Annotated in this window: 20 protein-coding genes; 9 read left to right on the top strand and 11 right to left on the bottom strand. The window is 70.3% G+C overall.

Annotated features, from left to right (window positions below):
• Positions 1-72: 72 nt before the first annotated feature.
• Positions 73-1,671, top strand: a complete 1,599-nt coding sequence (locus ACIP2X_RS09640; protein ID WP_401669756.1) for a hypothetical protein — start codon at positions 73-75, stop codon at positions 1,669-1,671.
• Here ACIP2X_RS09640 and ACIP2X_RS09645 read toward each other — a convergent pair.
• Entirely contained in the window at positions 1,653-2,675 is a 1,023-nt protein-coding gene (locus ACIP2X_RS09645; RefSeq protein ID WP_401669758.1) for a DUF4331 family protein, read from the bottom strand. The two genes, ACIP2X_RS09640 and ACIP2X_RS09645, sit on opposite strands and share 19 nt — an antisense overlap.
• A gap of 410 nt (positions 2,676-3,085) precedes the next feature.
• Entirely contained in the window at positions 3,086-3,367 is a 282-nt protein-coding gene (locus tag ACIP2X_RS09650) for a hypothetical protein (RefSeq protein ID WP_401669760.1), read from the bottom strand.
• Positions 3,368-4,129: 762 nt separating this feature from the next.
• Here ACIP2X_RS09650 and ACIP2X_RS09655 point away from each other — a divergent pair.
• Both ACIP2X_RS09655 and ACIP2X_RS09660 read left to right on the top strand, forming a co-directional pair.
• Positions 4,130-4,975, top strand: a complete 846-nt coding sequence (locus tag ACIP2X_RS09655) for a hypothetical protein (protein WP_401669763.1) — start codon at positions 4,130-4,132, stop codon at positions 4,973-4,975.
• 137 nt (positions 4,976-5,112) lie between these two features.
• A complete protein-coding gene (locus ACIP2X_RS09660) occupies positions 5,113-5,991 on the top strand; it encodes a PIG-L family deacetylase (RefSeq protein WP_401669766.1) in 879 nt (292 codons plus the stop codon).
• Here ACIP2X_RS09660 and ACIP2X_RS09665 read toward each other — a convergent pair.
• Complete coding sequence (locus ACIP2X_RS09665) at positions 5,983-6,618, bottom strand: TetR family transcriptional regulator (protein WP_401669769.1); 636 nt, start codon at positions 6,616-6,618, stop codon at positions 5,983-5,985. The genes ACIP2X_RS09660 and ACIP2X_RS09665 overlap by 9 nt on opposite strands.
• Before the next feature lie 76 nt (positions 6,619-6,694).
• On the opposite strand from ACIP2X_RS09665, the gene ACIP2X_RS09670 reads away from it, so the two are divergent.
• Together ACIP2X_RS09670 and ACIP2X_RS09675 are read left to right on the top strand one after the other, a co-directional pair.
• The gene (locus ACIP2X_RS09670; protein ID WP_401669772.1) at positions 6,695-7,387 is read left to right on the top strand and encodes an NAD(P)-dependent oxidoreductase; all 693 of its coding nucleotides are present in this window, start codon (positions 6,695-6,697) and stop codon (positions 7,385-7,387) included.
• A gap of 57 nt (positions 7,388-7,444) precedes the next feature.
• Positions 7,445-8,971, top strand: a complete 1,527-nt coding sequence (locus ACIP2X_RS09675) for a hypothetical protein (RefSeq protein ID WP_401669774.1) — start codon at positions 7,445-7,447, stop codon at positions 8,969-8,971.
• A gap of 142 nt (positions 8,972-9,113) precedes the next feature.
• Here the strand turns inward: ACIP2X_RS09675 and ACIP2X_RS09680 are convergent, their stop codons facing one another.
• The 3 genes from ACIP2X_RS09680 to ACIP2X_RS09690 all read right to left on the bottom strand — a co-directional run bounded on the left by ACIP2X_RS09680 (position 9,114) and on the right by ACIP2X_RS09690 (position 11,468).
• On the bottom strand, positions 9,114-9,509 hold the full coding sequence (locus tag ACIP2X_RS09680; protein WP_401669777.1) for a RidA family protein: 396 nt from the start codon (positions 9,507-9,509) through the stop codon (positions 9,114-9,116).
• Positions 9,506-10,633: a mandelate racemase/muconate lactonizing enzyme family protein gene (locus ACIP2X_RS09685; protein WP_401669780.1), complete on the bottom strand. Its 1,128-nt coding sequence runs from the start codon at positions 10,631-10,633 to the stop codon at positions 9,506-9,508. Before ACIP2X_RS09685 ends, ACIP2X_RS09680 begins: the two co-directional genes overlap by 4 nt.
• Positions 10,634-10,703: 70 nt before the next feature.
• Positions 10,704-11,468 (bottom strand): creatininase family protein, encoded by a 765-nt coding sequence (locus ACIP2X_RS09690; RefSeq protein ID WP_401669782.1) that lies wholly within the window; start codon positions 11,466-11,468, stop codon positions 10,704-10,706.
• A gap of 62 nt (positions 11,469-11,530) precedes the next feature.
• Between ACIP2X_RS09690 and ACIP2X_RS09695 the strand changes: the two genes are divergently transcribed.
• The gene (locus ACIP2X_RS09695; RefSeq protein WP_401672273.1) at positions 11,531-12,469 is read left to right on the top strand and encodes an ROK family protein; all 939 of its coding nucleotides are present in this window, start codon (positions 11,531-11,533) and stop codon (positions 12,467-12,469) included.
• Positions 12,470-12,480: 11 nt separating this feature from the next.
• Here the strand turns inward: ACIP2X_RS09695 and ACIP2X_RS09700 are convergent, their stop codons facing one another.
• Genes ACIP2X_RS09700 through ACIP2X_RS09720 form a run of 5 tightly spaced genes read right to left on the bottom strand, consistent with a single transcriptional unit; the run spans position 12,481 to position 17,699 of the window.
• Positions 12,481-13,389, bottom strand: coding sequence for an ATP-binding cassette domain-containing protein (locus ACIP2X_RS09700; RefSeq protein ID WP_401669785.1), 909 nt, complete (start codon positions 13,387-13,389; stop codon positions 12,481-12,483).
• Positions 13,386-14,231 (bottom strand): ATP-binding cassette domain-containing protein, encoded by an 846-nt coding sequence (locus ACIP2X_RS09705; RefSeq protein ID WP_401669787.1) that lies wholly within the window; start codon positions 14,229-14,231, stop codon positions 13,386-13,388. The genes ACIP2X_RS09700 and ACIP2X_RS09705 overlap by 4 nt, the downstream gene beginning before the upstream one ends.
• Positions 14,228-15,142: an ABC transporter permease gene (locus tag ACIP2X_RS09710; protein WP_401669790.1), complete on the bottom strand. Its 915-nt coding sequence runs from the start codon at positions 15,140-15,142 to the stop codon at positions 14,228-14,230. The genes ACIP2X_RS09705 and ACIP2X_RS09710 overlap by 4 nt, the downstream gene beginning before the upstream one ends.
• On the bottom strand, positions 15,139-16,128 hold the full coding sequence (locus ACIP2X_RS09715) for an ABC transporter permease (RefSeq protein ID WP_401669793.1): 990 nt from the start codon (positions 16,126-16,128) through the stop codon (positions 15,139-15,141). The genes ACIP2X_RS09710 and ACIP2X_RS09715 overlap by 4 nt, the downstream gene beginning before the upstream one ends.
• Complete coding sequence (locus ACIP2X_RS09720; protein ID WP_401669795.1) at positions 16,125-17,699, bottom strand: ABC transporter substrate-binding protein; 1,575 nt, start codon at positions 17,697-17,699, stop codon at positions 16,125-16,127. Before ACIP2X_RS09720 ends, ACIP2X_RS09715 begins: the two co-directional genes overlap by 4 nt.
• Before the next feature lie 54 nt (positions 17,700-17,753).
• Between ACIP2X_RS09720 and ACIP2X_RS09725 the strand changes: the two genes are divergently transcribed.
• The 3 genes from ACIP2X_RS09725 to ACIP2X_RS09735 all read left to right on the top strand — a co-directional run bounded on the left by ACIP2X_RS09725 (position 17,754) and on the right by ACIP2X_RS09735 (position 20,170).
• The gene (locus ACIP2X_RS09725; protein ID WP_401669797.1) at positions 17,754-18,590 is read left to right on the top strand and encodes an IclR family transcriptional regulator; all 837 of its coding nucleotides are present in this window, start codon (positions 17,754-17,756) and stop codon (positions 18,588-18,590) included.
• The gene (locus ACIP2X_RS09730; RefSeq protein ID WP_401669799.1) at positions 18,587-19,645 is read left to right on the top strand and encodes a serine hydrolase domain-containing protein; all 1,059 of its coding nucleotides are present in this window, start codon (positions 18,587-18,589) and stop codon (positions 19,643-19,645) included. The genes ACIP2X_RS09725 and ACIP2X_RS09730 overlap by 4 nt, the downstream gene beginning before the upstream one ends.
• A gap of 258 nt (positions 19,646-19,903) precedes the next feature.
• Entirely contained in the window at positions 19,904-20,170 is a 267-nt protein-coding gene (locus tag ACIP2X_RS09735) for a hypothetical protein (RefSeq protein WP_401669802.1), read from the top strand.
• Positions 20,171-20,378: the final 208 nt, after the last annotated feature.

Below are 20,378 nucleotides of genomic sequence, written 5' to 3' on the forward strand. Positions count from 1 at the left end.
ACGGGTCGCGGGGCTGCGGCCGGAGCGCCGTGACTGGCAGACTGTGCGCCACCTGGGGTGGGGGAGATCGTGGTGCCGGATCAGCTGACCGTCCGCCGCATACTCGGGGACCGGCCGTTCGCCGAGATCGGCCGGCCCGTGTGGGCGGTGACCGACGCGCGTCACGACTGTGTCGTCGCGGCAGGTGACCTCGGGCACGTCATGTGGCGCGGTACGGGCCACTGGCTCGGCCACCGGATCGGCGTGTACGACGCCGGCACGCTCCGTCCGCGCCACATCGTCCCCTCCCGCTACTCCGTGTGTGCCATCGAGCCGCACCCCGAGCTGCCGCTCGTCGCCGTCGGCACCGGCCGCTACGACGGCACATGGGACTTCGAGGGACAGCTGCTCCTGCTGCACCTGGAGACCGGGCGCGTGACGAACCTGCTGAGCAAGAGCCGCCAAGTGCGCCATCTGCGCTGGCTGGAGGACGGCAGGCTCGCGATGCTGCTGTCCCCCGAGGACAAGGACGGCGGCTTCCGCAAGGGATTCGAGTGGGCCGTCGAGGCGGACGACTGGCTGTCCGCTCCGGCCGGCCTGGTCGACCCCGATCAAGCGCGCCATCCGATGGTCGAGAGCGGGCTCCTGTACGACCCGCGCGTGGAGGACACGCTCGCGCGGCTGACGGAGGGACGGTGGCGGCGGCGGGCCCAGGTGCGGGACCTGGCGGTGCTGGCCGACGGCCGGGTGCTCGCCACCGGCCTGCACACGGACCTCGAGTGCTGGGATCCGTCGGGCGCCCTGAGGTGGGCTCTTCCTGCGGACGGGGAGGGAAGCGTCCGGGTCGAGGCGACCCCTGACGACATGTCGGCGTGGGTGACGTACCGGGGCTACCGGCGCGACGAGGAAGCGGGTCGCCTCATCGACCGCGCCACCACTGTCCGGCGGATATCGACGGCGGACGGCCGTGCGGTGGACTCCGTGGACGTGCCGGCCGCCCCATCACTGTGCACGACGGAAGAAGGCTGGCTCGCCCTGCGCCCGCAAGGGCCCGGCACACACGCCGCGGTGCTCCTCCCCCCCACGCACCAGGAGGCGGCACGTCTCGACATCGCCGCCGGCCACTCCAACGTTCCGGCGCCGCGCGTCAGACACAGCACTCGTCTGCTGTACGTGGACGGCCCCGGGCCGGGCGACGACGAGCCGTGGATCCACGTCATCGAACCACCAGGCGCCCACGGCCCCGCCGCTGCACGCCCCCTCTTCCCGTTGCGCTGGGACCCTGAGTCCGCAATCCGGCCCTCGTACGGCCCCGCCGTCGAGCTGACACACACGCTCGTCCACGCGGGCCGATCGTACGAGCAGGGCGCCACCTACGGGGAAGCCCGTGAGGGCACCTACGTCGTCAGCCGTCGGCTGCCGGACGGAGGAGCACGCTGGGTGTACGGCACCGACAAGCCGCTCGCCGATCTCGACGGCGACGAGCGGAGGCTCTACGTCGTGTACCTCACCGGTGAGGTGGAGGTCCTGGACACGGCGACGGGCGAGGTGCGAGCCCGCCACACCCTGCGCGCCCACGGCCACCCGGTCACGCCGGTGTCCGCGGCGTACCGGGCGGACCTACAGCGGCTGGTCGTGGGAACGGTGGACGGGCGGATCCTGGACTGCGAGGTTCAGGCGGGGACCACGTAGGGGAAGGCGTCGGTCCGCTGCTCGCCGGCGACTGCGGGGGTGAGTCCGGAGGGCACGGCCGTGTTGGTCACGAGGGACAGCATCGCCTCGGGTGCGTTGTCGGCGTGGGTGCGGCCGTTGCGGGTGGCGAAACCGAAGCTGGCAGGGGTTCCGATCTCGTAGGGCAGGACGTCGGGGAGCAGCTGCCGTGCCACGGTCCGGCCGTAGCCGGAGGGGTCGGCCGAGGTCCCGGTCGCCGCCACGACGGCGGCGACCTGCTCCGCGATGAGCCGGCCGTCGGCCGCCGCGTCCTCGGAGGGGTGCCGGGTGTTGGCGGGGTGGGAGAAGTCCGTGTCGTCGGGCCAGAAGATCGGCCACATCATCGGGTGTCCCGCGCGGTTGATCTGCCGCCACCCACCGGAGTCCGTGGCCAGCTTGGTGGCGCACCACACCCCGGCACGGGCCCCTGGCCGCAACTGCGCGTGCTCGTGCGAGACCTCCAGCACGATCGTCTCGACGGTGGTGCCGGCAAAGCTGTTCCGGGCTTCCTGCGGGTGCCAGGCCGACAGGTCAGCGGCGGTCCCCTTGGCAACTGCGCCATTGACGACGGCCAGCAATGACAGGTCGATGTAGAACGGGTCGGCGATACGCCCCGCCCAGACCCGGGTGGAGTCGGCCTCGGCGGTCTCGCCGGTGCGTCCTTCCAGCAGCACTTCGCCGTCGGCGGCGTCCTCACGCGCCTCTTCTCCGGTCAGCATGTGCAGGCGGAGGGCCTGACGACCGACGGCGTCGGGTTCGGCGAAGGAGAACCGGTAGGTCAGGGACTCGAACTCGGCGCCGTCGAAGTGTGCTTTGAACTCGTAGCGCGCCTCGGGGTGGAAGCCCGGTTCGGCGTAGGCGCCGGTGATGTTCGAGTTGACGTCGACGACGAGGACGGTGCTGTTCTCGCCAGGAAAGACGTACAGGTCATCGATGAACAGCTGGCCGCTCTGAGCCGCGAGGGGGGTGTCGAGATGATGGGACATGAGGGATCCGTATGGTGTGCGATGTCGATCAGGGCTGCTTGAACATCCAACACTGAGGCGCGAGATTCACCCGCTCCCACTCTCAAATGCTAGTTCTATAGAGCGGAGCCCGCATGTCGGCAGTGGTGGGGACGCAGGATCACTCGTTGCGCTCTTTCGCATCCAGGACGGAACGGAAGCGGAATACCACCGCGCACTGTCCTCGGAATGCCAACTCGCGCTACAGGATCGCCATGACGGAGAAATCCCAGGGCCCAGCAGCAGCAGTAGCCCCCGGCGCATTATGGGCGCGCGCGGGGGCATGCGGGGGTTCTTTCATTCCGCACACCTGAACGACCTGGGAGGAAGACTCTCCGGTCAATTCCTCCCAGGTGTTCTGGTGGTGCGGTGATGCTGTGGTGCTGTGGTGCTTACGCCGCCGCGAGGCGGCAGGCGTTGTCGGCGATGAGCGGCGGGACGGACGACACGTTCATGAGGAGAACGCGGCACAGGAGCCGGTCGGCCGGCAGGCCGGAACCACCGACCGTGCAGGCGAGGTTGGTGTCGGTGCTGGAGAAGCCCAGAGCGGCCAGGTAGGCCGTGCAGTCGCTGGGCGTGGCCTGCGCCGCGGGCGCGGCCACGACGGTCATGCCACCGATCGCCACCGCGGCGACGGCCGCCGCGGCCAGTCGAGCACGAAGGGGACGCCTCATTGTTCCTCCTAGGTGAGCGGAAATCCCGGAAGTGGACCTTCGGGATTAATCCGTAAGGTAGGGGAATCCACCGGCATCGAGAAATAGGGGTGGAGCGGAAGAGGTCCGCCGGCCCGGTTATCTCGTAGGAATCCGGCCGCTTGAAGGAACTCAAGGGTGGCTGTTTGTCGTGCGATACGGTGCGACTGAGACTCTACGGATGTGAGAGACAGTCAGCCGATCGGGGCGCGCGCACGAAAGGGCGTGAAACCGTCAGACACGGTCACCCAGGCACCTCTTTCACACAGGGCAGATTGGCCAGATATGGTATGCCGTTGGCACAGTCCAATCGGCTTCTCCACAAACCGTCCTGCGTTCTCAAACTTCGATAAACGGGCGCATTCGAAGCGGCCGGCAAACAAAGGGCAGCAATGAGCGCATTCGCTGTCCGAGATATCCGCCCGTCGGTCTCCGGTGGTACACCGGCGGCCCGGACCGGCGCGGGCATCGTGCGCCCGGGCAGCTTAGGAACAGCACGCACTCCCCTGCGCAGGCTCGCCCGCCGAGCCGTTCCAAATCCGGTGGATTCTCCGCTACGCGCGAGGCAAGATCCCGGTGAAACCGGGCCGAGGAGGAGCTTGTTTGGGAGGGTGGGAGCAGCTGCATCCTCCGCTGATGGAGCCCGCGACGTACGCCGTCGATCCCCAGCCCACCGGCCCGCCTTGGCTGCGGTGGAAGGAGGTCGGAGCGGATGCGGCTGCTCGGCAAGGAGTGTTCGCTCCGGTGTATTCCGTCTCCTTCGGCGCGCGGAACAGGATCGTCCTCGCTCCCGGCGACTCCCGGTCCATGCGCCTGATCCCCGAGAAGTGCGACGGCTACTGCCGGGGTGTGGACGGCCGGGACGGCCCCAACCTGGCGTGCCAGGGGTGCGAGAGGGCGGTGGCCACGCGCACGGACGACTGCGGAATGTGGCAGACGGTGTGGCTCGAACCCGACGCGGTCACACGCCGCCCTTCGGGGCTCCCGGCCGCTCCTCCTCCGGACTGGGACGATCTGGAACACGCGGAGCATCGCGTCCCACCCGTCGAGCCCGACGGGTCGTGGAGCCGGCGCCGGGAGGCGGCCGTCGGAGTCGCACTGGCCCATCTCGTGGCCGCCACGGAAGACCGGCCGGTGAGTCTCCTTGCCGGTCCCCTCGACGACTTGCTCGGCCACGCCGTCGGTCGCCATCTCCCTGCCGGATCCGGAGCCAGGTCCGTAGGGCTGGCCGGTCCGGGGATCAGACCGCGTCGGCCTCGTCCCGACATCCTCCTCGTCCCGCGTCATCCCCTCACCGGGGCGTCCTGGCGCGAGCCAGGCTTTGAGGGGCCCGTGGTGCCGCTCGACAGCGGGGTCTGGGCGTACCTCGCCCATCCGGGTGAGACCTCGCCGATGCCCGCGACCGGGAGCCTCCCGGAAGGGGTCCTTCACGACGACTACCCCCTGCCGCCGAGGCCCTGGTACCTGCTGACACCCCATCGCCACGCCTTCGACGACACCCTGATCGGGCTGCCCGCCGTGCGCTCCCCCCGGCTGCGCAAGTACCACGACGCCTACCTCCAGGCCGTTTCGTCTGCGTCTGAGGGCTGAACGACGGAAGACCTGGGAGATCCGGACGTCCTGGGGCCCCTGCCACGTCAGGGCGTCCGGCAATCGATACTGGGACCGGACCACTCAGCACTCTTTGCAGACCCGGTACGACGCCTTTTCACACAGGAGACTGCTTCATGAATGACCGCCCCTTGACGCTCATGGCGGTGCACGCCCATCCAGACGACGAAGCCACCGGCACAGGAGGGGTCCTCGCCCAATACGCGGCCGAGGGCATCCGCACGGTCCTGGTGACGTGCACCGACGGCGGCTGTGGAGACGGGCCGGGCGGGGTCAAGCCAGGCGATCCCGGGCACGATCCGGCGGCCGTCGCCCTGATACGACGTCAGGAACTCAAGGCGAGCTGCGAAATCCTGAACGTAAGCCATCTGGAGACCCTGGACTACGCCGACTCCGGGATGATGGGCTGGCCGACGAACGACGCCCCCGAATCCTTCTGGCAGACCCCTGTGGAAGTGGGCGCCGCCCGACTGGCAGAACTCCTGCACCGCTATCAGCCGGATGTCGTCGTCACCTACGACGAGAACGGCTTCTACGGCCATCCGGACCACATCCAGACCCACCGCATCACCATGGCGGCGCTCGCCATGACGACGCTGACACCCAAGGTGTACTGGACGACGGCACCCCACTCCATGATGCGGCGCTTCGAACAGGCCATTCGCGAGTTCGGGACGGACGAGCCGGCGTCGGACGCGACGCCGACCGCCGGGGCCGCCGAGACCGTCGATGACACTGCGACGGCCGAGGACACCGCGACGGTCGAGATCGGACTCCCCGACGAGGAGATCACCACCTGGGTCGACACCACCGCGTTCGCCGGCCAGAAGCTCGACGCGCTCGCCGCACACGCCAGTCAGGGCGACAACATCTTCTTCCTCAGAATGGGCAAGGAGCGGTTCACCGATCTGATGGGCGTCGAGACCTTCCTGCGAGTCCGGGACACCACCGGAGCAGCCACACCCGAGAACGACCTGTTCGCCGGGCTACGCTGACCCGCCCCCGCCGGGCCTCCCGGAACGGTGCCCGGGCGGACGCGGGGTCAGTGCCGCGCGTAGCGCCGGGGTGAGGAGGCGCCGGATCTCGGACGGGGTGAGGGCGGCGGGCGTGGGGAGGGGATTGAGGTAGCGCGTGTAGATGAGGCCACCGAGGACGGTCACTGCGGCCGTGGCGCGTGCGGTCGCGTCCCGGCCGCCGAGAAATTCACCGAGCCGGGCCAGCAGCTCGCGTTCGAGGTATTCCCGTATCACGTCGGCGGCCTCGTCGCCCTGGGCGGTCAGCTCACGGAAGTCGGCGTCCTCCCACAGGCCCGTCACCGCGTCGATCAGCCGGTCGGGGAGGGTGGCCGGGTCGCCGCCCAGGACGTCGTCCGCCGCCAGCGCATGGGCGCACTGGAATCGCATCACGTCCGCGAACAGGCCCTTCTTCGAGCCGAAGTGGTAGGCGATCAGCGCCGGGTCGACCCCGGCGGCCCCGGCCACCGCGCGGACGGTGGTGCGCTTGTAGCCGCGCTCCAGGAACAGCGCGCGGGCCGCGCTGACGATCGACTCGCGGGTCGGCGGGTTGCCGCGGGGGCGGCCACGGCCACGGGTGCGGGCAGGCGCGGCGACGGCGATATTCATCAGCATTGAGCTTGCGTTTCGTGACCGGCACCGTCAAGGGCGTTCCGAGATCCGTACGAAGGGATTGCCCGACACCATGCGTATCGCAGTCTTCGGCGCGAACGGGCCGACCGGCCGCCACCTCACCGAACAGGCTCTCGCCGGCGGGCACGAGGTCGTCGCGGTGACCCGCCGCCCCGGCTCACTCCCTCGGCGGCCCGGGCTCACCGTGGCCGTCGCCGATGCCACCGACCCGGCGGCCGTCGACGCCGCCGTCGACGGGACCGAGGCCGTCCTGTCGGCGCTGGGCGCGCGCTTCAGCAAGGAGACCATCAGCACGTACTCGGCGAGCGCCACCGTCATCACCGAGGCCATGGCACGCCACGGCATCAAGCGGCTGCTGGCCGTCAGCTCCAGCATCGCCGACCCGAACTGGCGGCCCACCGGTGCGCACTTCTTCAACCATGTGCTCGACCCGTTGGTGAATCGACGCCTCGGCCGCACCCTCCACGAGGACATGCGCCGCATGGAAGCCGTCATCCGCCGGACAGACCTCGACTGGACCCTCGTCCGGCCCTCGGGCCTCTTCGAGCATCCGGCAGTGACGGACTTCCACACCGCCGAGAACAGCGCGGACGGCGTCTTCACCGCCCGCGCCGACCTCGCCGCGAGCATGCTGCTCGATTTGGCGGAGCGACGGTACGTCCGGACGGCCATGGGCGTCATCACCACGGCGGTGAAGCCGAGCATCGCCAAGCTGATCTGGAACGAGGGCGTGAAGAAGAGGTGAGCCCCGGGGCTGCAAAACCAGGAGCTTCTGAGCCGTGGCCGAGACAGGATGCTCTCCGTGAACAACGTCCACCACATCCTGTGCGGGCTCGCTGCCAACACGGCACTGCCGTCCGGGTTGGTCGACCGGCTGATCGCGGTCGCGGACGCTGAGGTCGCTGCGGAGCTCGCCGGTCGCCCAGACCTCAGCCATGCGCAGGCGGTCGCGTTGGCGTCTCGCGACGAGGAGTGCGCCGTTCGGCTCGTGTACGAGGGCAGGTTGACGGCCACTGACATCGACCCGATGGCACAACCACACGCGGCCCTGGCACTGTTGGACGAAGGTGGTGGCAGCCCGGAGTGGGCGCGCCTGTTCGCCGCAGACCCGGTCGTCGGACGACGGGAAAAGCTGGCTGCTTGCCCCGGCCTCCCGTCCGATGTGGTGGAGACGCTCGCGGCGGACCGGGACGTACGAGTGGTCACAGAACTCGCGTGGTGGGCCACGCCGGAAGTGGCCGGCAGGCTTGCGGAGCATCCTCACGCCGAGGTCCGCCGCGCGGTGGCAGCCAACGAGGCGACACCCCCGGTGATCCTGGAAGCACTGATCACCGGCACGGGGTTGCCTCCCGCGCAGAGGTGTCTGGTCTGCGACCGCGAAGAAACGCCGTTCGCACACGATCAGAACTGCCCGCGGCCGGACTGCGATCTCCTGCCGGGAGCTGCCTGCGACGGCTCTCATCAGTCCACCGTCCACGACGTGCAACAGGCGGCACTACGGAATGGGGCGACACCCACGGAAGCCGCGTCGAGCTTCGTCGACCATCCATCAGTTCTTCTGCGCTCGGCACTCGCTGCCCGCCCGGATCTTCCCCCGGAGGTGTGCCGACGACTCGCCGCGGACCCCGTTCCCGGTGTCCGAGCCACTCTTGCCGAGAATCCGGCGGTGGACGACGCCCTCATGACGGTTCTGGCCGACGACCGCGGTCACGATGTGCAGCGCAGGCTCGCGCACAACCCGCACGTGCCACTCGACGTGCTCCGTCACCTGGCCGGCGCTACCAAGATCGGCGCCACTCTGCTGCCTCGGATAGCAGCGGCGACTCCCGCCGAAGTCGAGGATCTGGCTCATTCCCCGAACCCGACCCTACGGATGCTCCTGGCCCAACGACGCGATCTACCGGACGAGATCCGCGACGCGCTGGCCATCGACCCCGACGCGAAAGTCGTGAAGTCCGTCGCAGGCCACCCGGGCCTCTCCGAAGCACAGTTGCGCGCAATGGTCGAACGGCACGGAGTCCAGGTCGTCGCCAAGGTGGCGGCCAACCCGGGCGCAAGTGGAGCCTTGCTGGAGGACTTGACCCGGCACGAACCACCGGTGCAGAAATCCTTCCGCGAGGTGGCCAGGCATCGCAACGCGACAGCCCCGGCGCTACTCGCCTGCTTGGCAGACAACCAGGCACAGCGCGTAGCAGCGAGCCATCCGGCGCTGCCTCCGTCGGCCCTCTCGACGTTGCTCACCGACACCGATTGGCGAGTGGTGGAAGCCGCAGCCGCCAACCCGTCGCTTCCGCTGTCCGCGATGTCGGATCTGGTGCCCGGGACGTGACAACCTCGCTGCTGTTCGCCCTTCGCGGTGGGTGCTCTGTCGCATTGGTGGACCGGTGGGGGCACTGCCAATCGGCCGCAGTGCCCCCGCACGGGGCCAGGTCTCTGCTCGGTGGTCGACGTGGGCGACGGACAGGTCGGCGTCAGTGGGTGGGCAGGGTGGCTACTACGTCGATCTCGACGAGGATGTTCATCAGGTCCGAGCCGACGGTGGTGCGGACGGGGTACGGCTCCTCGAAGAAGGTGCGGTAGGCGGCGTCGTACTCCGGGAAGTCCCGTCGCAGGTGTTGCAGGTGCGCGGTGACCTTGACGACGTCCCGCATGGTCAGTCCGTGTTCGGCGAGCACGGCGCCGATGTTGCGCAGTACCTGGGTGGTCTGTGCCGCGACGCCCTCCGGGGTCTCGCCGGTGGCCGGGTCCTGGGGGCCGAAGCCCGCCGTCCAGAGGAATCCGCCTGCCACCACACCTTGGGAGTAGGCCCCTGCGGGGCGCGGGGCGGAGGGCGTGTGGACCTGCTGCTTGACCGTCGGCTCGTTCATCCGGTCAGGTCACCTTCCCGCTCGTTGACGGCGGCGTAGTGCCGCAGCTTGTCCTCGTCCACGGTGACGCCGAGACCGGGGCCGGTCGGCACGCGCAGCCTGCCGTTCTCCAGGTGGAGCGGCTCGATGATGTCGTCGGCGTGCAGGTAGTACATGCTGTCGATCGCCCGGGAGAGCACCGGGGTGCTGGAGACGACGGCGAGGTGCGCGGCGGTGGCGATGCCGAGTTCGCCGCCGCTGTGCAGGTTCATGCCGAGGCCGAAGGTTTCGCAGTGTGCCGCGAGGGCCTTGGTCGCCGCGATGCCGCCCCATTTGTAGACGTCACCGTGGATGACGTCGACGGCGTTGAGCCGCATGGCGGGCGCGAAGTCCTCGAAGCGGACGACGCACATGTTGGTGCACAGCGGGATGCGGACCTTGGCCTTCACCTGGCTCATGCCCTCGATGCCGGCACACGGGTCCTCCAGGTACTCCAGGTCGAGTTCCTCCAGCGCGATGCCGGCACGCACCGAGTCCGGTACGGACCAGGCCGCGTTGGGGTCGACCCGCAGGTTCACCTCGGGCAGTGCCTCGCGCACCGCGCGCAGGATGGCGACGTCGCCCTCGGCGTCGCGGGTTCCCTTGAGCTTGACGGCCTGGAATCCGCCGTCGCCCACCACACGTACGGCGTGCTCCGCCAGGGCCGCCGGCAGGTCGGCCCGCTCGGCGCGCGGTGCGTCGGCCCGGGTGATCAGTGCGGTGATCGGCACCTCGTCGCGGACGGCGCCTCCCAGCAGGTCGGTGACGGACTGCCCGGTGGCCTTGCCCATCGCGTCCCAGCAGGCGACGTCGACGGCCGCGATCGCGGCGTAGCCGAGGTAGCCGTAGAAGAACGGCACCATGTGCTGCTTGCGGTGGAAGCTCTCCAGCGCGAAAGGGCTGGTCCCGATCAGGTCCGGGGCCATCGACCGCACGATCGCGGCCACCGGGCTGCCCCACATCGTCTCGCCCCAGCCCTCGACGCCCTCGTCGGTGCGGACGCGCACCACGGTGCGGGTCTCCCCCGTCTTGGTCTCGAAGGAACTCGTGAAGGGATTGATCAGTGGGAGGTTGACGACCCACACGTCGACATCAGTGATCTTCATTCTCTCTCCTTGCAAGGTGCGGGGGCGGCGGCCTGCGCGGCGGCCGTGGTGCGCGGGACGACGACCGGTGTCAGCGCGTGGCCGCGTCGAAGGCCGCGACGGCGTGGGCCAGTCCACGTGCTCTGTCCTGAAGCAGTTGTTCTCCGGCGACGCGGTCGGCGCCCGAGGGGTCGTCCGTGGCGCCACCGACCCGGGCCCACTCCCCGTGTCGCTCGACGGTCAGGCCGGGGTGGGGCGGACGGTCGAACAGGGGCGGCGGTTCGACGGGGGTGCGCGCCGGGACCGGTGTGCGCACCAGGCCGGGGTGGGCCGCCAGCATCAGAGACGTCTCGAACCATCCGGCGTGGCCGGGGGTGACCTCGGGTCGGCCGAGGTCGGCCTCGCCCGTGGTGAGGTTCCAGTAGGAGCAGGCCGCGACGGTGACCTCGGAACGCAGCGCGAACCGCTTCACCGCCAGCCGCATGATCTCGTCGTTGCCGCCGTGCCCGTTGACGACCATGACGCGGCGGTGGCCGCTGGTGACGAGGGAGTCCAGGATCTCGTCCAGGACCGCGCCGAGAGTGGCCGCGGACAGCGAGACGGCGGCGGCGAACAGATGGTGCGGACTGTGCCCGTAGGGCAGTGCCGGCAGCCGCACCACCTCGGGCCCCGAGGGCTCCTGGGCGAGCAGGTGCAGCGCCCGGTCGACGACCTCCTCGACGAGGTACGTGTCGGTGCCCATCGGGAGGTGTGCGGCGTGCTGCTCCTGCGATCCGATGGGCAGCAGGGCGATGCCGTGCTCACCGGCCCGCCGTACTTCGTGGCAGGTCAGTTCGCTGAGTCTCGATTGGCTCACGGTGCTACCTCTCCGAATCGGGCCCATGGCAGAGTCGGCGCATGGTCCACAAACGTTCTCCGTTGCGACTGGTCACCGCGGCCGATACGCAACCGGCAGCTCCCCGTGCGCCACAGACGCTGGGGGCCGTCGAGCTGGTGCCGGGTCGCATCAGGGCGGCGGTGCTGTCCGGGGCGGGCCGGATCCTGGAACGTGTCGAGACCGCGTACGACGCGTCGGGCGCCACCCCGGCGGACATCGACACCGCCCTCGGCGAGGCGGCCACGGTCTTCGACGGTCAGGACCTCAGGGGCATAGGGGTGGCCGCCGCCGGACTCGTCGACCCGCTGACGGGTCTGATCCGTGAGGTCAACGACGTTCCCGCGCTGCACGGGTATCCCGTGGCGGAGCGGCTCGGCGCGCTCACCGGCGTGCACGTGCGGGTCGAGCACCGGGCGCGGCTTCAGGTGCTGGGTGACCGTTGGTTCGGTGCGGGCCGGGGCCGTCGGACCTTCGCCTCGGTCTCCACCGGTGAGGTCCTCGGTGTGGGGGTCCTCTACGACGGCGACGTGATGGCGCCGCCAGGTGGCCGCAGCGGTGCCCATATGACCGTTTCGGCGGGTGGTGAGCGCTGCACCTGCGGCAACCGCGGCTGCTGGAAGACGCTCGCCACCACCGGCTGGCTGCGCGCGCGGGCACGTGCCGCGGGTGTCGGGGACGGCGTCTCGCTCGCCTCGCTGGTACGCGATGGGGACGGGCCTGCCGCCCGGGTGGTCGAGGAGTACGCGCGGAACCTCGCGCTGGGGCTGGTGAACGTCCAGCAGTTGTTCGCTCCGGGGCTGTTCATCCTGCACGGCGAGGCGCGTGAGGGCGGGGAGCGATTCCGTACGGTGGTCGAGGAGCGGCTGCGGGCGGCTGTGGCGTTCTCGGGTGCCGAGCAGCCGCGGGTGCTGGTCAGTGAGGCCGCGGTCGACGATGTCGCGCTCCTCGGTGGTGCCGGTCTGGTGCTGTCGCACGGGTAGTGCGGGGGCGGTCATCGGCTCTCTTCAGTCGCTGCGGGCAGCCGCTCGGCGGCGCGGCGGCCCCGTCGCGGGTCGAGGTCCGGCACCGCGTCCAGCAGTTGCCGTGTGTAGGGGTGTTCGGGGGTGCGGAACACCGTCGCGGCGTCGCCGACCTCGACGAGGCGTCCGTGGCGCATGACCGCGACCCGGTCGGCGACCTGGCGTACGACGGCGAGGTTGTGGGAGACGAAGACGTAGGTGAGCCCGAGGCGCTGCTGAAGGTCCGCGAGCAGGTCCAGGACCGTGGCCTGCACCGAGACGTCCAGGGCGCTGGTCGGTTCGTCCAGCACCAGCAGGCGGGGTCGCAGAGCGAGGGCCCGCGCGATGGAGACGCGCTGGCGCTGGCCGCCGGAGAACTCGTGCGGGTAGCGGTCCTGGATGCCGGCGCTCAGGCCCACGGCCTCCAGCAGGTCCCCGACCCGCTCACGGTTGCGGGCCCTGGCGCGCCGCCCGCGGGCCGCCGGGTCGTGGGTGACGAGGGGTTCGGCGACGATGTCGCCGATGCGCATGCGCGGGTTCATGCTGGAGTACGGGTCTTGCAGGACGACCTGCATCTGACGGCGGACGCCGCGCATCTCGGCCGCGGTGAGCGTGGCGAGGTCCCGTCCGTCGAAACGCACGCTGCCCGATGTGGGCTCGACGAGCTTCAGGAGCAGCCGGGTCAGGGTCGTCTTGCCGCATCCGGACTCGCCGACGAGGGCCAGGGTCTCGCCCTCGTGGACCTCCAGCGACACGTCGTCGACGGCGACGTGGACCCCGCCGGTGCCGAACTCCTTGCGCAGTCCGACGAGTTCCAGGAGTGCCTCGGCGGTCGCGGGCGTCCTGGCGCCTGTACCTGTGCCTGTACCTGTGCCTGTACCTGTGCCTGTGCCTGTGCTCATGCCGCCTCCAATCGCGGTGTCGCGGCGAGCAGTTCGCGGGTGTAGTCGTGGGCCGGACGGTCGAAGACGTCGAGGACGTCGCCCGTTTCGACGACCGTGCCCTTGTTCATGACCACGACGCGGTCGGCGGTCTCGGCGACCACCGCGAGATCGTGGGTGATGAGCAGGACCGCCATGTCGTGTCCGCGTTGGAGGGTGACGAGCAGGTCGAGGATCTGCTGCTGGACGGTCACGTCGAGAGCGGTCGTCGGTTCGTCGGCGATGAGCAGCCGGGGCCGCGAGACCAGTGCGGCGGCGATCATCACGCGCTGGCGCAGGCCGCCGGAGAGTTCGTGCGGGTACTGCCGGTAGCGCACGGCCGGGTCGGGGACGCCTACTTCCTCCAGCGCGGCCAGCGCGGCCTCCTTGGCCTCGGCCCTGGACATGCCGGTGTGGTGCCTGAGCACCTCGGCGACCTGGGAACCGACGCGCTGGAGCGGGTCGAGGCACGTCATCGGGTCCTGGAAGACCATGGCGATCTCACGTCCCCGCACCTGTCCCAGTTCCCTCTCGGAGAGCGTGAGCAGGTCTCGTCCGCCGAAGACGATCTCGCCTGCCGGGTAGACGCACGGTGGGCTGGGGTTGAGGCGCAGGACGGACAGCGCGGTGGCGGTCTTCCCGCTGCCCGACTCGCCGACCACGGCGAGGGTCTCGCCGGCGCGGACGTCGAAGGAGACGTCCTGGACGGCGTGCACGACGGAGGTCTCCAGCCGGAAGTCGACGCGCAGGTTCTTGATCTGGAGCAGCGGTTCGTCGTGCGCCGGGCGGCGGCTCGGCGCGGTGGTCGGTCGGTTCGTCGTCATCGGCGGTAGGCCTTCGGGTCCGCGACGTCGCGCAGGGCGTCGCCGGTGATGTTGATGGCGAGGGACGTGAGCATCAGGGCGATGCCGGGGAAGACGGCGACCCACCAGGACGTCCCGAGGTACAGCTGGCCGTCGGCGAGCATGCCGCCCCAGGTGACCGTCTCCTTGGGCACGCCCAGCCCCAGATAGCTGAGGGAGGCCTCGGCGACGATGGCCGCGGCGACGTGCAGGGTGCCGATGGTGGCCAGCGGCGCCAGCACGTTGGGCAGCAGGTGCCGGCGCATGATCGTGACGTCGGTGACGCCGATCGCCCGGGCCTCGGTGACGAAGTCGCGTGAGCGCAGTGACATCACCTCGGCCCGCACCACACGGGCGTAGGAGACCCAGCCGGTGAAGCCGAGGACGAGGATCACCATCCACAGGCCCGAGCCGACGAAGCCCACGATCGCCAGGGCGAGGAGCAGCGAGGGGAAGGCGAGTTGGACGTCGGCGAGTCGCATCAAAGCGCGGTCGGTCCAGCCGCCGAAGTAGCCGGAGGACAGACCCACGATCGTGCCGATCACGCCGGCCAGCAGTGCTGCTCCGGCGCCGACCAGCAGGGAGACCCGCGCTCCGTGGACGACCCGTGAGAGCAGGTCGCGGCCGAGCTGGTCGGTACCGAGGAGGTGGGCGGTGCTTCCGCCCTCCTGCCAGGCGGGAGGGCGCAGGCGCAGCAGCAGGTTCTGCGCGTTGGGGTCGTAGGGCGCGACGAGCGGGGCGAGCACGGCCGCCGCCAGCAGCAGCGTGAGCACGATGAGTGCGGCGACGGCCAGTTTGCTGCGCAGCAGGGAGCGCAGAACGGCGGAGCGGGAGGCGTCGGCCGGGGCTTGTGCGGTCGTCCCGTCGGTCGCGGCAGGTGACATGACGGTCATCGGGACGTCCTCACCCTCGGGTCGAGGAAGCTGTAGGAGAGGTCGACGAGGAGGTTCACCACGACGAAGGTTGCGGCGAAGAACAGGACGGTGGCCTGTACGAGCGGGAAGTCGCGGTTGGAGATCGCCTCGACGGTGAGCTGTCCGACGCCCGGCCAGGAGAAGACGCGTTCGGTGAGGATCGCTCCGCCGAGCAGGTTGCCGACCTCCAGGCCGACCACGGTCACCACGGGCAGCGAGGCGTTGCGCATGCCGTGGGTGAGGACCACTTTCAGCGGGCCGAAACCTTTGGCGCGGGCGGTGCGGATGTGGTCGGAGGACAGGACGTCGATGAGTGAGGACCGCAGCAGCCGGGCGACGACGGCGACGGAGTAGATGGCGAGCGTGACCGCGGGGAGTATCAGGTGGGCGAAGGTGCCGTACCCGGAGGCGGGCAGGGCCCGCAGCCAGACCGCGAAGACCAGGATGAGCAGGATGCCCACCCAGAAGGGCGGCGTGGACTGGCCGATCAGGACGCCGGTCATCACCGTGTGGTCCGAGCCGCGGCCGCGCCGCATGGCGGCGAAGATGCCGGCGGGAATCGCGACGACGAGGGTCACCGTCAGTGCCGCGGCGGCCAGTTCGACGGTGGCGGGCAGTCGGTCGAGGAGGATCTCGCCGACGGGCTGGTTGTAGACGAGCGAGTCGCCGAAGTCGAAGCGGCAGATCCCCCACAGGTAGTCGAGGTACTGGGTGAGCAGCGGCCTGTCGAGGCCGAGCGAGGCCCGTAGCGTGCTCTCCTGTGCGGCGGTCGCGTCGGGCGGCAGCAGGATCTTGACCGGGTCCCCGGACAGCCGGACGAGGAAGAAGGCGACCGTCGCGGTGCAGAACAGCACGAGCAGGGCGGTGGCGAGGCGGTGGAGGACCATGCGCGGCACGCGTGAGCCGCCGCTTCGCGGGGGACGGACCGCCGGCGCCGCGGGCGGCTTGTCCAGGGTGAGGCTCATCGGGAGACCTCCGCGCTCTCCATGGCCAGCACACCGGCGGATCCCGGTTGCCAGCGCGGCCGTTCGTTGCGGGCGTAGATGTTGTCCGTCTGGTACAGGAAGACGAAGGGCGCTTCCTCCCGCATCAGCCGCTGGAGGTCGGAGAACGCCTGCTCGCGCCTGGCGGGGTCCTCGGAGAGCTCTTCGGCGTCGATGAGGCGGTCCGCCTCGGCGGAGTGCCAGCGGCTCTGGCGCCGGTCGCTGCGCACGTTCGACTGGACGATGCTCTGCCCGTCCAGCGTCCACACGGTGCTGGCCGCCAGATACATGGGACCGAGGGCTCCGCGGTTGTCGGAGGTGAGCCGGGTCGAGTAGGTGCCGGGATCGAGGAGGTCGACGCGTGCGCGCACTCCCGCCCGGGCCAGGAGCCCCGCAATGGCCTCCGCGACGTTGGAGTCGACGTTGGAGGCCGTGAGGGTCGTCTCGAAACCGCTCGGGTATCCGGCCTCGGCCAGCAGCGCGCGGGCGGTCTTCACCGAGCGGGTGAACGGCTTGACGGAGGGGTCGAATCCGAAGGCGCCGCGGGGGACGAGCGCGGGTGTCTCGGTCGCCTTGCCATCGAGTACCGCTTCGATCAGCAGCGGCACGTCGACGGCGTGGTTGAGCGCTCGGCGCACCCGGCGGTCCTGCAGCGGGCCCTTCTCCAGTGTGTTCAGCGAGAGATAGGAGGTGCGGATGCCGGTGTGGCCGTCGATCCTCACACCGGCGTAACCCTGGAGTTGCTGGGCGGCGTCGGGGGTGAGCCCGGCTACGAGGTCGACGCCACCGCTCTGCAGAGCGGCCAGGGAGGACGACGCGTTGGGGGCGGGGCTGAAGACGAGGCCGTCGATGCCCGGGCGTCCGTTCCAGTGGCCGGGGTGGGCCCGCATGCGCAACTCGTGGTCGCGCTGCCAGCTGACGAAGGTGAACGGCCCTGTGCCCACGGGGTGTTCGGCGAACCCGTCGTCGCCCACCTCGGACAGATGGCGGGGCGGGACGACCACGCCGCCGAACAGGGACAGCTTGGCGGGCAGGATCGGATCGTGCACCGTGGTGTGCACGTCGACGGTCAGCCGGTCCACGACGGTGACGTCCTCGACGAAGCGCAGCTCGACGATCGGTGACTGCGTCGCGGGGTCGAGCAGGCGCTTGATGCTGAAGGCCACGGCCCGCGCGTCGCACACTTCGCCGTTGTGGAAGGTGACGCCGGGGCGGATGGCGAAGCGCCAGGTGCGCGCGTCGGTGGCTTTCCACGACAGGGCGAGACGGGGATGCAGTTGGTTGTCCCGGCCCCGCGTGGTGAGGGTGTCGAACATGTTGATCAGGACGTTCATCGACACCATGTCGCCCTGCTTGTGCGGGTCCAGCGTCTTGGGGTCCCCCGGCTGGGAGACCCGCAGCACGTTTCCCGCGCCGTCTGCCGCCGCGGTGCCGCAACCGCTCAGCAGCGCGGGAGCGGTGAGCGCACCGAGCAGCAGACCACCGGTCCGCAGGACGCCTCGCCGGGTCGGATCACTCCGGTCCACCGTGCGTCCCTGACGAATTCGTTCCACTGAACAGCATCTCCGTTCCGTCAGATGGAATGCGGTTGGGTTAAGCTAAGCGACATGGTGAAAGCGGTCAACACCCGATCGGTCGACCAGGAGCCCGCCAAGGGGCCCGTGGAGAAGGCGATGGAGGTGCTCGAAGCCCTCGTCCAGCCCGGCGGTCCCCATCGCCTGGGCGAGATCGCACGACGGACGGGGCTCACCAAGCCCACCGTCCACCGGCATCTGCGCGCCATGGCGGAACACGGCTTCGCCGAGCCCGCGGAAGGCGGCAGTTACCGCGCCGGCCCCCGTCTGCTCGGCCTGGCGGCCGCGGCCCTCGACGACAGCACCGCCCTCGCGCTTGCCCGTCCCGTCCTCGCCGACCTACGGCAGCGCACGGGCCATGTCGCGCTCTACGCCGTGCGGCACGATGCCGACGCGGTGTACGTGGCGCAGTCCGAACCGGCCCGCGAGTACCGGATGACGGCACGGCCCGGTCATCGCGCACCGCTGTACGCCAGCGGAGTGGGGCTCGCCATGCTCTGCGCCCTGCCGCCCGAGGAGCTGTCCGCGGTGCTCCACGCGTCCGACCTGGTGGCCCGCGCGCCCCGCACCCTCACCGACCCCGCCTCGCTGCGAGCCGAACTGGCCCGGGCCGTGCTGCGCGGCTACGCGGTGGAGGACGAGTACGAGGAGCCGGACGTCCGGTCGGTGGCCGCGCCGGTGCTGAACGCGCACGGCGAGGCCGTCGGCGCCATCGCCGTGTGCGGACTGACGTTCACCATGGACGCCGACAGCCTGGAGGTCTTCGGGCCGATGGTGCGCGCCGCCGCACGCACGGTTTCCGCGGGCCTCGGCGCGCCCACTCCCCCGCCGGGCCCGATGCACACAGCACCGCGGGGTGATCAGCGATGACCGGCGTCGACCAAGTGCTCATTCGTGGACGCGAGGAACGCGTCTACTCGGGCGCCGCCTGGTCGGTCGGCGACGCGAACGGCGCCGTGCTGCGCGGCTGGACCGGGACTCGTTCATGGAACGGCCCCGAGCTGGACGGAACAGAGCTGTGGGACCTCGCGTCGGTGACGAAGCCGATCGTCGGACTCGCCGTCATGGCCCTGGTGGAACGGGGCGTGCTCGCCCTGGACGACACCGTGGGCGCACACCTGCCGGACTACCGTGGCGGCGACAAGGAGAACCTGACGGTACGTCACCTGCTCACCCACACTTCGGGCATCCCGGGTCGGGTTCCGCTGTACCGTGATTACCCCACACGAACGGCACTGCTGGACGCGGTCCGCCTGCTTCCCGTGACCGCGCGGCCAGGCGCCCGCGTCGAGTACTCCTCCCAGGGCTTCATCGTCCTCGGCCTGATCGCCGAGGCCGCCGCCGGACAGCCGCTGGACCACCTGGTGGACCGCCTGGTCGGTGCACCGCTCGGTATGCGGCACACCCTGTTCCGTCCCGGCGCGCAGTGGCGCACCCGAGCGGTGGCCACCGAGGACTGCCCCTGGCGCGGCCGGACGATCGTCGGCGAGGTCCACGACGAGAACGCGGCGGTGCTCGGCGGCGTGGGCGGGCACGCGGGGCTGTTCTCCACGCTCAGGGACATGGAACTGCTCGGCGCGGCGCTCGCCGCCGGTGGCGGAAAGCTCCTGAAAGCGGACACGTTCGCCCGGATGACGGCGGCGCACACGGACCATCTCGCGCTCCGGCGGTCCCTCGCCTGGCAAGGACAGGACCCCGTGACCTCGCCTGTCGGCAGCTCCTTCGGACCCGACTCCTACGGGCACACCGGCTTCACCGGAACCAGCCTGTGGGTGGATCCCGCCACCGCGCGCTACGCCGTGCTGCTCACCAACCGCGTCCATCCGACGCGCGCCGGGGACGGGATCGTCGGCGTCCGCCGAGCCTTCCACGAAGCCGCCGCCCGGGTCGGACCGAGCGGGCCCGCGCGGTCGGCGTGCCCATAACTGGCGTACGGGGTGGGCAGGATGAGGGCCATGATGCGTAGAACATCATCCACCGTCCTTCTGGCCGCTGTCGTCCTGGCCGCTCTCACGTCCTGTTCCTCGGATTCGTCGGGAGGCACTTCCGCCGACGAACGCCCCAGTCGTTCCGATCCCGGTTCGTCGACGCCCGTCCCGAGTACGACTCCCCCACCGTCGCCCTCGCCGACCGGGCCGTGCGCCGATGGATCCTGCGAGATCGAGGTGGCCGTGGGGGATGTCGTGAGAGTGCCGGACTCCTACGGCCTGGGCCCGATCGAGGTGACGGCGATCACCGGCGGCGAAGTGACCATGGTCGCGCCGCTGACGGGGTCGGGCTACAGCGTGGCGGGCTGTTCCGGAGGTGGCGGCGTGTCCTCGGCGGGCGGCGGCGGTGTCTCGCTCACCTGCGAGGAAGGACCGGCCGCGACCGTCAACGACGCCATGAGCCTGAAGGTCGTCGAAGCCGGCGACGACGCAGCCGTCCTGCGGATCGAACCCGCGGGGTGACGGGACGGCACGTGGAGTTGGGCCGGCGAAAGCCTCGGGGTGGCAATTGTCTGTTCTGCCACGCACCGGAGCGGGTGAAGCGAGCCACGGCCCATGAACCAGGTGCGATGGGCGGTCCTGATCATGGCGTTGGGGTGCTCCGCCGTGGCGGCCTGGAACGTGCGCGCACTGATCGGGACTGCTGAAACGCCAGCGAGGGCATCGAGGC

It is taken from the genome of Streptomyces sp. NPDC089424 (assembly GCF_044749345.1).
Lineage (GTDB): Bacteria > Actinomycetota > Actinomycetes > Streptomycetales > Streptomycetaceae > Streptomyces.